Annotated in this window: 10 protein-coding genes; 6 read left to right on the top strand and 4 right to left on the bottom strand. The window is 51.4% G+C overall.

Going from position 1 to position 10,242, the window contains the following annotated elements; translation table 11 throughout:
- From V7775_RS24160 to V7775_RS24150, 3 genes are all read right to left on the bottom strand, one after another.
- Window positions 1-1,602, bottom strand: a 1,602-nt coding sequence (locus tag V7775_RS24160) for a calcium-binding protein (RefSeq protein WP_335754496.1), incomplete at its 3' end; no start/stop codon positions are given.
- A gap of 1,269 nt (window positions 1,603-2,871) precedes the next feature.
- Window positions 2,872-3,651: a 3-methyl-2-oxobutanoate hydroxymethyltransferase gene (locus V7775_RS24155; RefSeq protein ID WP_335754495.1), complete on the bottom strand. Its 780-nt coding sequence runs from the start codon at window positions 3,649-3,651 to the stop codon at window positions 2,872-2,874.
- A gap of 3 nt (window positions 3,652-3,654) precedes the next feature.
- On the bottom strand, window positions 3,655-4,635 hold the full coding sequence (locus V7775_RS24150; protein ID WP_335754494.1) for a sterol desaturase family protein: 981 nt from the start codon (window positions 4,633-4,635) through the stop codon (window positions 3,655-3,657).
- 104 nt (window positions 4,636-4,739) lie between these two features.
- Between V7775_RS24150 and V7775_RS24145 the strand changes: the two genes are divergently transcribed.
- Together V7775_RS24145 and V7775_RS24140 are read left to right on the top strand one after the other, a co-directional pair.
- Entirely contained in the window at window positions 4,740-5,666 is a 927-nt protein-coding gene (locus tag V7775_RS24145; protein WP_335754493.1) for a LysR substrate-binding domain-containing protein, read from the top strand.
- Window positions 5,667-5,925: 259 nt separating this feature from the next.
- Window positions 5,926-7,020 carry a hypothetical protein gene (locus V7775_RS24140; protein ID WP_335754492.1) on the top strand — a complete coding sequence of 365 codons (1,095 nt, stop codon included), beginning with the start codon at window positions 5,926-5,928 and terminating at the stop codon, window positions 7,018-7,020.
- A 78-nt stretch (window positions 7,021-7,098) separates the two neighbouring features.
- On the opposite strand, the gene V7775_RS24135 is transcribed toward V7775_RS24140, so the two are convergent.
- Complete coding sequence (locus tag V7775_RS24135) at window positions 7,099-7,638, bottom strand: TetR/AcrR family transcriptional regulator (protein ID WP_335754491.1); 540 nt, start codon at window positions 7,636-7,638, stop codon at window positions 7,099-7,101.
- 105 nt (window positions 7,639-7,743) lie between these two features.
- On the opposite strand from V7775_RS24135, the gene V7775_RS24130 reads away from it, so the two are divergent.
- From V7775_RS24130 to V7775_RS24115, 4 genes are all read left to right on the top strand, one after another.
- Window positions 7,744-8,271, top strand: coding sequence for a hypothetical protein (locus V7775_RS24130; RefSeq protein WP_335754490.1), 528 nt, complete (start codon window positions 7,744-7,746; stop codon window positions 8,269-8,271).
- Window positions 8,272-8,328: 57 nt separating this feature from the next.
- Entirely contained in the window at window positions 8,329-8,703 is a 375-nt protein-coding gene (locus V7775_RS24125) for a hypothetical protein (protein WP_335754489.1), read from the top strand.
- A gap of 114 nt (window positions 8,704-8,817) precedes the next feature.
- Window positions 8,818-9,531, top strand: a complete 714-nt coding sequence (locus tag V7775_RS24120; RefSeq protein WP_335754488.1) for a hypothetical protein — start codon at window positions 8,818-8,820, stop codon at window positions 9,529-9,531.
- The gene (locus tag V7775_RS24115) at window positions 9,528-10,139 is read left to right on the top strand and encodes a hypothetical protein (protein WP_335754487.1); all 612 of its coding nucleotides are present in this window, start codon (window positions 9,528-9,530) and stop codon (window positions 10,137-10,139) included. Before V7775_RS24120 ends, V7775_RS24115 begins: the two co-directional genes overlap by 4 nt.
- Window positions 10,140-10,242: the final 103 nt, after the last annotated feature.

Here is a 10,242-nt window from a genome sequence, read left to right as displayed (position 1 = left end):
ACCGTTGCCGCCGTCAATGATGTCATTGCCCCGGTGCCCGCGGATAAAGTCGTTGTCATCCCCGCCGCGCAAGGTGTCATTGCCGTTCGAGCCGTAGATGGCATCGTCGCCGCTGTAGCCGTTAATCGAATCCTGATCGGTGGTGGCAAAGTTGCCATTCGACGAGGTGCTGCCGTGCAAGACTTCAGAATCATTGCCGCCATAGATCACGTCATTGCCCGACCCGCCGAAGACAGTGTTAAAGCCGGATCCAGCGTAAACCGTGTCGTTGCCGCCGCGTCCGTCGATTGTGTCGTCACCGATGTTGCCAAAGAACTGCTCGTTAAAGGTACTGCCCGACAGCGAGTCGTCAAAGTTGGAGCCGGACACCTGCTCGATGCTGATCAACACGTCATTGCCATCTGCACCGCTGGCAGAGTTGGCCTGCAAATCAACCGTAACCCCGCCGGTGGCATAAAGGTAACTGATCAAGTCATTGCCCGAGTTGCCGTTGAGCGTGTCGTTGCCGCCATTGCCGCGCAGGAAGTCATCGCCGTCGCCGCCTTGTATATCGTCATTGCCGTCAGAGCCGCGCAGCAAATCATTGCCATCGCCGCCGGACAAAGTATCCGAGTTTATGATTCCGCCGCCATCCACGGCCGAACCGGTTGCGCGAATGTCGTCATCACCGTCACCGCCGCGCAGCTCATTGTTCTGGTCGCGGCCATAGATGTTATCGTTGGAAGACGTCCCTATCACCCCTTCGATATCAGTTCCGATGAAATCGACCCCAGCTATTCCGGAAGATGTGTTTGACGACAAATCTACCGTGACGCCCCCCACCCCGAGGCCTCCATAGGCGACAAAGTCAAAACCGTTCTGACCATACATCGTATCGTTACCAGCATCTCCATACATCGTGTCATTGCCCGAGCCGCCAATGAGGATATCATCGTTGTCCAAGCCAAACATCAGGTCATTGTCGTCCCCGCCAAAGTTCACGTCTTTGCCGGTGCCACCGATCAACGTGTCATTGCCGGCATTGCCATAGATCCGGATGCCTTCAGCGTTTGGTGCCGTAATCAGATCTGCGACAGACCGCCCCTGAATATAGAACGCATGGCTCGAGGCTTGCTCGCTGAAACCTGTAACTGTCAATCCAGACAGGTTCGTGTTCGCGCCAGTCACGTTTACCGTGAACGTTGCCCGTTGGAATACGTCCGCAAACACATAACCCTGAACCTTGGAAAAGGTCAGCAGGTTGGCGTCTATCGAGGCCGATACCGTTCCGGCATCAGTGCCTATCCTGAATTCCTCGACTGAAGAAATGGTAATGGAGTTTAAGTTAATGTAATGGCTGCTTGAGCTGGACTCGTCGCTATAAAAGCCGGCGAGCCACATCTGGTCATAGCCGGAACCACCGTCATAGCGTTCACCTGGCGCAAAAAAACCAAAATCGCTTACCCCATAAAAAGTGTCGTCGCCGTTCCCACCAAGGATGGTATCGATGCCCCCGCCGCCAATGCCAAAATCTTGGCCGTCAAAGAGGCTGATGAAATCGTCGCCAGCCCCACCGTAAAATGCGCTGCCGTCGTTACCGTTTGTGCCGTTGATTATAGCCATGGTGAAAGTCCCCTGAAGGTAAATGGTATCAAATTTTATGGAAGAAACGAATTGTGCCGCTTTTATCTCGGCTGCCCTTAAGGGAATGCTAAAGATTAACAGGGCAACTGTCTATAATTATGTAAACTTTCAACCCAGGGTTTAGACTGGGCAGTAATGTTAATATTGAACCTCAAGTTTAAGTCCCAAAGAGCTGTTCTGAAAACCGGGCAGGGGGCTTTGAAGTTCGCACCTTGGGAACTGTAGGGGCAGTGCCGCCGATCAACACTGTTTGATTTGGAACATAGATTGCGGCGTCCATTCCGAAGCAGCAGATAATTTCCAGTTCGCGCAGTTTCGATTGCATCAACGGCCCAGTCCACTTTTGGTCAAACTACCAGTCCAATTTTGGTCAAACTAGAGGGGCACCGCGTGATCAAAATGCAAATGCAATTTCAAACGACAGCCCTTTTTTCCTTGGATCAACGTCTACACTCTGCGTGTACTGCAGCAGCGGGCAAGCGGGAATAAAAGCCACATGTCTGATGTCCGATACGGGTTGGACACAGTTAATAGGCATGTGTCCGGTTTGGATCGTGAGCGTATTAGATCCCAAGGGGAACCGGATACTCGCGGCGGTTTAGCCGTCAAGCTCTGCTATGTGCGGGGCGCGGGCATTGAAATATAGGGATGTGTTATATTTTCACTATTATAGTGGCATTTTCCGAAGAAAATCATGATCAGATCTGAAGCCTTTTTGCCCCATTGAAAACCTTCAAAATCATCGATTTTCAAAGTAAGGTGTACCCAATTGAATTGATAGCCGGCGTCGCCCCAAAAACCATGTCTTATATTTGTTGGAAAAAACTATTGAGTGCCGCTTTGGGCTGTGAACGGTCATTAGACTTGGTTCGCGTGGACGGCAATTTTGGGCGTTTGTGTTATTGGGATGTGTCTTAAGAAACGTGAGAAACTCACCCTCGTTGCTGAGCAAAGGGCGCCGATGATCATGAGATCATGACAACTGACGGGCAGGGGCAAGCATGGCCGCCGTGTGATGTTCCAAGCAGGGGGCGGTCCGTTTAAGAAAAGGTGACGGTGGGGCGAGGGGCCGGAATACATTTTGCGCACCCGTTTTGCCAACCAAGCCGACGAACAACGCGGTGTCTCAGCAGCACCCTACCCACGTCCTTTGAGACGGCACGAGACAAGGACGCGGGCACTATTATTTAAACGTCACAGGCTGTACTTCGCATAACGGCCAATGTCCGTTTTGGAACCATTTTGACTTTACGTGCCCCAGACTTTTTGGAGTGCGTCCTCGTCAATGCTCACCACATGACCAGCTTCCGGAAACGCGCCACTTGTGACGTCTGTGATGTATTCTTTGTACGCTGATACGCGTTCTGTTTGGAGGCGGTCACGCTCGGCAGCGAAGTTTCGGTAGGTTTTGGCATGGCGTGGGATGTGGCCTCTGTTTTCACCCAGTAGGTCGGCCGAGAAAAGATACTGCGCATCGCACCCGCCCCCCGATCCCAATGAGATCGTCAGCAGTGACGTGCGCCTTGTGATCTCTGATGCTAGGTTTGCTGCCACGACCTCTATCTCGACGGCAAAAGCTCCGGCAGCTTCAAAGTCCTGCACCTGCTGCCAAACCATCTTGGCCTGCGCAAGCGTGCGACCAACAGCGCGCCAACCGCCTGTCCACGTTGCTTTTGGCGGGACCAATCCCACGTGGCAGATCACTGGCACGCCTTCACGCGCGAGCACCTCAACGATCTGGGGGCTCATGCCGCAATACACAGACTGCGCACCAGCCTGCATTGCAGCCATTGCATCGCGCAAAACCTCAGTCGCATCAGCGTGTTTCCCCCAAGGCATCCCAAACTGGAAATGCGAATTGGGGACAGCTTTGGCAAAGTGCGCATGTTCTGGAATAAAGGCGGTGCCGATCATGTCCATACCTGCCTCTGAGGCTGCGATCGCCTCTTCCTCTCTGGCCACCTGTACATATGCAAGCTGGCGTTTGCCCTTTGCCTCCAACAGGTCTTTGACGGTTAGTGCTGTCATGTTCTAGTTCCCCATAATCCGTTTGCGGCGTTCTTTCATAAGCGCGTCGGCTTTGGTTGTACCATCATGGAATGACCCAAAGAATTTGTCCCATGGGATTTCCAGCGAGCCGTAATTACATTCAAAATAGCGGTGGTGCATTTGGTGATGGAACGTGCCCAAAGCCAGTCTGTTTTCATCTTTGACGACCAACCCCTCAAAGCCCGTGTGCGTCGTGGCCGCCGTCAGCGTGTAGTATTGCAAGTGAAACAGGATGTGCACGGGGTGAGCAGCAACAACCCAATGGATCAAGACAGAGCCTAAGAAGATCACATGTTCCACGGGGTGCATCGACATCCCGGACCACGGCCCAACATTGATATTGCGGTGATGCAGCGAATGTACGTGTTTGTAGAAAAACGGAATGTGCAGGAAACGGTGAATCCAGTAGAAATAAAAGCTCTCCCAAATTGGGATCAGCAAGAACATTGCGACGAACCAAACCGGATGCGCTGCCCATGTGAGCATTGGTGCATAACCGTTTGCCAATGCCCAAAACATCAGCACCTCATAGGCGGTCCAGATCGTGACACCGCTGGCCAATGTCCAGAACATATTGTCTTTGATTTGACCACCTAAGGTAAACTGACGGCCATTTTTCATCAGCGGACGTGGGTCATAGCGTAGCTCTTTGCCCTGTTTGGTGAAGGTATAGAAATACAAATGCAGCCCGCCCGCAACGGCGATCATCAGGATCAGGTTGCGGATGTACATCTGTGCAATCCAACCAGCGGCCAGCGTTTTGGTTTCTTCCAGCGGGGGCTGAAATAGATAGAACGATATGATGGCGATGCCGACAATGATGAGTTTTTCGGTGATCAGAAACCAAGAGTTCCACACCCAAGTGAGCATCTCCAAAGGGCGCAATGGCCAACGGAAAAACGGCGATACGTTAAGCGGGACGGCGGGAACATGGTTCCAACCTTTAAGAGGCTCCTGATCCATCTGAATTGCCTTTCGGTCAGAGTATACCGCTCTGTTTGACAGAAAGAAGAATGCATGAAAAACAGATTAATGAGATTAACTAAATCTGATATTTGGAGGTTATGATGGCAATTTCCCTCAAGGCGATGGAATATTTCACAACAGCGTTGCGGCATGGGAATATTTCCAAGGCTGCATCCGAGCTTAACATCGCAGCCTCAGCGATTGGGGCTGCGATTGATCAGATCGAAGCCGCCTTTGATCTTACGCTCACCATCCGGCAAAGATCACGCGGGATTGAGGCCACTGCCAGCGGACGGCATGTCGCCAAAAAGTTCGAGCGATTGCTTGAGGACTACGCTGCTGTTTTGACCGAAGGAACGGATCTAAAACAAGCGCTTAGCGGGACATTGCGGATCGGATATTATGCACCAATTGCGCCAGCCTTTCTCCCGCCGATCCTTGCGAGTTTTGTTCCCAAATGGGATAGTATCACCCTTCACCTTGATGAATGCGACAACGATAGTGCCCAAGACGGATTGCTGCAGGGGCGCTATGACGCCATTCTTTTTGTGAGCGAAGGTGTCCGTCCATCTGTTGACTTTGATGTCTTGATACAAGCCCCAGCTTATTGTCTTGTCCCTGCGGGTCATGCTTTTGCCAGACAGTCCAGTGTCACTGTGGCGCAGATTGCCAGACAACCCTTGGTCGTTCTCAACCGCCCCGTCGCGGCCCCATATTATCAAAGCCTGTTCGATGCCCACGCGAATGACATAACAATTGCCGCCTACGCCAATTCAACCGAGATGGTCCGAAGCCTCGTCAGTGCAGGCCATGGATGTGCGGTTTTGAACATGCAGCCATTGACCCAACAAAGCTATTGCGGGGCATCGTTGGTAAGCTTGCCCATCTCCGACCCCTTGCCACCTTTGACGCTCTCAATCGGATACAGCAAAACGCGCCCCCGCCGCTTGGTCCAACATTTCGTCAACGCATGTCGCGCGCATTTCGCAGAAGAGGGACCGCAACAGTGTTTGGTTGCGCTAAAATAGGGTGAAGTGAGGGTAAGTGGACGCTGAAAGATTTGGTCGCAACGGCAACTTCGCCTGCATAGCAGCCCTTTGCCGTTCAAGTTGCATCGCATGAACCTGATGATCGCAACGATTGTCTACGTTGAGGCCTAAATGACCCTTGCTGTAAATCACACGAATATCTGCACTGAACGCTTTGTTCATTGGTTGAATTTGTGTGGGAAGTTGATGTAGATCGTGTTCACGAAATAACATGCCGTCGGGAAAGCCGACAAAATTCATGAAAAAAGAACTAGAAGCACCTAGTGGCGTTGTTGCACAATTTCACAACTGGCAATCGCCCATAAGAGGCAATGCAAACCCTGAGATCCAAACAAATGATGTTTGGTCTTGGCTCATCCGGACAAGGGTCTGCCCCATCACGGCGCACGCAGCCGCAGGGTTTCAGGAAAAACAATCACCCGGCTGGTGTTTTGATCGTTTTGGGCAGTCAGAAACACGTCTTCCAGACGGGTCGGTCGTTTACATCGGCGGGGAACATGAGGATAGCTATGATCCCGACTTTTACATCTACAACGACGTTGTGATCCTGAGACCTGACGGGGCTGTCGAAATCTACGGTTACCCAACCGACGTATTCCCACCTACTGATTTTCATAGCGCAACGCTTTTCGGTGATGAGATATTTATTATTGGAGGCTTGCGCTATCCAGAGAGCCGCGACGAGAAAAACACTCTTGTCTTTCGCTTGTGCCTTTCCGATCATTCAATCCACCGCGTGGTGACACAGGGGGAGACGGCACCAAGCTGGCTATACGATCACCAAACTGAGGTAGATATCTCAAACAGAAAAATAGTCTGCTCAGGCGGGCAGGTTATACACCATCCTACGAAAATGATTGTTGAGAACCTCACGAGATGGGAACTGGGTTTAGAAACGAAGTCATGGTTTGCTGCGGATACCAAGCCATTTAAAAGATGGGTCTTGGTGCGTGAAGATGAGAGCTACAATGATTTGTGGCGCATAGAACAGGTCGTCCGTGCAGGCCGCTCGGCACGAAAAGATAAATATGCCGAAAAATATAGACTTGAGTTCGCTGAACGTGGCCATGTTATCGACCCAGAGCTATTCGACACTCGTTTCACGCCGCCAATCCCTCATAGTGTAATTGAACCTGATAGCGACAGCGACGAATACCGCGTTCACAGGATAGTTGTCGACGGCGTGATTGTTCGAATTGTGGAAGACATGCACGAGATTGCCGTGACCGTTGAGGGGCTGCTCAGTTCCGATATGTTGTTGGCTCTTGAGCGCCATGGCCTTGAGACTTACAGCACTCTTGAGGGTGTCCCATACAAGTCGGTACATCTCTAGCTAGGGAGTTCTATTTCGACATGCCGCAGCGAGTGACCGTTTCGAGCCCCATGATGAAGTGCCCATTGGAGCCACTTTTTATCCATCGAACGTGGTCAGTATTTTGAAGATTTCATTTAGTTGTTCGTTTGAGGCTGCCTCACTATTGACAGCCAATTTTTGCCCCAAATAGGCCCAGTACAAGAAAGAAGCGCGCGGTTGGGCTTGGACCAAGGGAATACCTTCTTGTAAGAGAAGTTTTCGAATAAAGCCCACCCGGATCTCATCAACGCTACTAACTTTGCTAGCAACTTTTGGATCGCGGGCACCCCAATCTCGAATAGAGTTTTCAAGGTTTGAATCGGACTTGAATGCCTTTTTCATCAAGGCAAATAGCCTGTCTGGTTTAGCAGTGCTACCGTCAATTTCTTCCATTATTTGGCGAGTGGCCAGTGTCTCCCAAAGATTCAAGACTTCTTCATTAAACGAGCCGATATTTTTGAAATGCCAATAAAAACTACCTCGTGAGACCTTTAAGCTTTTTGCTAAGACCTCGGCTTTGAGCCCATTCACACCCTCAGCAGAGAGGGCCTCCAACCCGTGATATAACCAGTCCTCTTTGCTCAATCTGTCCTTCATGAAACGACCATACATAAGTGTATTGACAGAGGCAATAAAGAGCTCAACCATACAGTAGTGTTTGGAAGTCGTTATGCTTTCAAAATCTCTCGCAAAGGAAACACTATGCCAATGATCGACATCACGATGGAAGAAGGCTCAATATCACCACCCAAGCTAGAGGGGTTGATAGAGGACCTGACTGCTGCACTTATCAAAGGTGAGGGTGCCCCCGATAATGAGTATGTTCGGTCTTTGACGTGGTGTTTTGTGGATCAACGCCCGAAAGGCGCAATTAATGTCGGCGGGACAGCGCCTGCAAAGCCGCGCTATCGGATTACGCTGACAGTGCCGGAAGGTGCCCCCCGAATTCACGGCCCCTTAATGCAGTCCTCACGCGAATATCTGAGCAAGCGGGCTACCGAGCTTGTTCTGGATGCGGAAGGGTCCGACTATTCCTTCGAAAACATCAGCCGAGTTTGGGTTCAGATGCGAGAGATTGAAAGTGGGTTTTGGGGCGCTTTTGCCAATGTTGCGGAGATAAATGATATTGGCACCTTTGCCATGGGCACACCCGCAATTGGTCGCGCGACCGAGAAGGGCGCGAAGTGGCGAGCCGAATTTGATAAGATCAATCTCGGCGTTTCGTCGTGATCCAAGCTACTTACGGCTGTCCGTTTTCAACCCTTCTACGTCTGTAAGGATACTTCAATGATCTCAGCTCCACTGGCATTCTTTATAGCAGGCAGTATCGGCAGTTTCGTCTCTGTTGTTCATGGCATACTCATTCAAAGAAATATTGTTGGTCCATTCTTTGAGGGTGCATCACAACCAGCCTCAACAAGACGCCTACTGGCAGTTTTAATGCAATTCAGCACCTTTTGTTGGTTCCTTGGTGGTGTGGGCCTTATGGTTGCCCCGCAATTTTTCAGCTTGCCCGAACAATCCATGCTCGCGAAGATTGTGGCCATCTTCTACATCTATGGCGCGCTCGGCAATTTCTGGGCAACCAAAGGACGACACCCTGGGTGGATATTGCTGGCCATTTCAGTCGGGCTAATCTTGTATGGTCTGTGGGTGATGTGAACTTCGCTGCAAGTGGAATTGATCCCAACAAACGAGCAAAAGCTCTACAGAGCCGAACCACACCTGTATTTTTGCGCATTGCCACCGATTGGAGCAGGAGCCATCCACACCGTTATGGCCTCAACGATAGTTTCCTTGCCGGAACAACTAAAACGCGCCAAGGTCATTTCAAAGCCCAAGCAATTTGGGGGCGTAACCCAAAAGGCCTTTCCATTGAAAAATCTAATCTTTGCTGGCGCTTTGTTGTGCTTGACCTCCGGGTGTGAAAATAGCGGGGGCGTGATTGGGTTCGTGCCCATCGCGATCGTGGTAGCGCCAATCGCAATACCCCTGGACGCCGCCAAAACGGCCTCTTCCATCACGCAACCTGTGGCGGTTGTCAGTTCTTCGGGGCAGACGCTGGCGGGCCCAACGGGAGAAGGCACAGCTGCCAAGCAAACTTTCAAAACGACGCGCGGTACGGTCCGGTGCACTGGAAAAGCAGCTGGCGGCCCGCCCAGAGTAAAAAAAGCAACTGTCAAATTGATCTGCACCAATGGGATGCGGGGCGAAGCCAGCTTCTACGGAAATCTGACGGTAGGTTATGCCGTCTACGCCAGTTTAGGCGGCGCAGGTGATACCAGCATCAATTGCAGCGGGAATTATCGTGCCAGCGGCACCTCGACGGGGCCGTTTTTGTCCAGTTGTAAATACACGCGTCGGGAATGGGCTGATTTTAACAAGGTCAAGAAACAGACTGTCGTACTGGCTGAACGTTCGTCTGCAGTGTCTGCAGGGGCAACCGTTGCGGGTGGGTTTGCGGTCACATATTGGATTCCGGCGCTATGATTTTCTCTTGTATTAACTTCCAAACGCAAAGCCTTAGGCATGTTGTGGTTTTTCGTCTGGTGATGTTTTTCGCTGGCCTTGTAGTGCTGGCAGGGTGTGTTGCGCCGCCCGTACCAGTGGAGTTTAATACAAGCTTTCGGGTAAGTTCCGTGTCGGTACGTATCTTTCAAAAAGGTGAGCGAAGCGTACCCTTGAAGTACCACAACTCTGAGGAGGGCCGATTTCCTCGGGCAGATATCGGGTTGAGCCGGGCAAAGGTGCAGGCAGATGTCAAACGCGCGTTAGAACGCAACATGATCCCGACCTCTAAAGGAGGTGAGCGGGAGGTGAGGGTTCAGCTTACGATCTATTCGCTGTCACTTCGTGGAGGCGGTTTCCGAGGGCATAACTCCGAATATATCCAAACAGTGATATTGGGATGGGTTGATTTTGTTGACGCGCAAACCGGTGAGGTTCTGGTTGCAAACAATGAGTTTAACGTGAACTTGACAGAGGGTATGTCGTTGAAAGAGATGATCGCGCTCACAAAAACGTCTTCCAATGTCGTGCGAGAGTACAATGCGCTTGTGGCGCGCGTGGCAACGGTAGCGCCCCAATACCTTCCCTAGGGTACAAAAGCGACCAGCCCTCCGACGCTGTTAAGCGCAGGGATGGCGTTTCTTGTACGGCTCTGCCAAGCTCATGAGAGGTGCTGTGTTGCGTTCTACGGCC

Origin of the sequence: Sulfitobacter sp., from assembly GCF_036960155.1 — a bacterium.
Lineage (GTDB): Bacteria > Pseudomonadota > Alphaproteobacteria > Rhodobacterales > Rhodobacteraceae > Sulfitobacter.
The sequence above is the reverse complement of the archived record's forward strand: the minus strand, read 5'-3'. Positions and strand labels throughout refer to the sequence as shown.

Coding starts and splice junctions, on each gene's coding strand:
- V7775_RS24155 (WP_335754495.1), bottom strand. CDS start 3,651: ATGACAGCACTAACCGTCAAAGACCTGTTGGAGGCAAAGGGCAAACGC.
- V7775_RS24150 (WP_335754494.1), bottom strand. CDS start 4,635: ATGGATCAGGAGCCTCTTAAAGGTTGGAACCATGTTCCCGCCGTCCCG.
- V7775_RS24145 (WP_335754493.1), top strand. CDS start 4,740: ATGGCAATTTCCCTCAAGGCGATGGAATATTTCACAACAGCGTTGCGG.
- V7775_RS24140 (WP_335754492.1), top strand. CDS start 5,926: ATGAAAAAAGAACTAGAAGCACCTAGTGGCGTTGTTGCACAATTTCAC.
- V7775_RS24135 (WP_335754491.1), bottom strand. CDS start 7,638: ATGAAGGACAGATTGAGCAAAGAGGACTGGTTATATCACGGGTTGGAG.
- V7775_RS24130 (WP_335754490.1), top strand. CDS start 7,744: ATGCCAATGATCGACATCACGATGGAAGAAGGCTCAATATCACCACCC.
- V7775_RS24125 (WP_335754489.1), top strand. CDS start 8,329: ATGATCTCAGCTCCACTGGCATTCTTTATAGCAGGCAGTATCGGCAGT.
- V7775_RS24120 (WP_335754488.1), top strand. CDS start 8,818: ATGGCCTCAACGATAGTTTCCTTGCCGGAACAACTAAAACGCGCCAAG.
- V7775_RS24115 (WP_335754487.1), top strand. CDS start 9,528: ATGATTTTCTCTTGTATTAACTTCCAAACGCAAAGCCTTAGGCATGTT.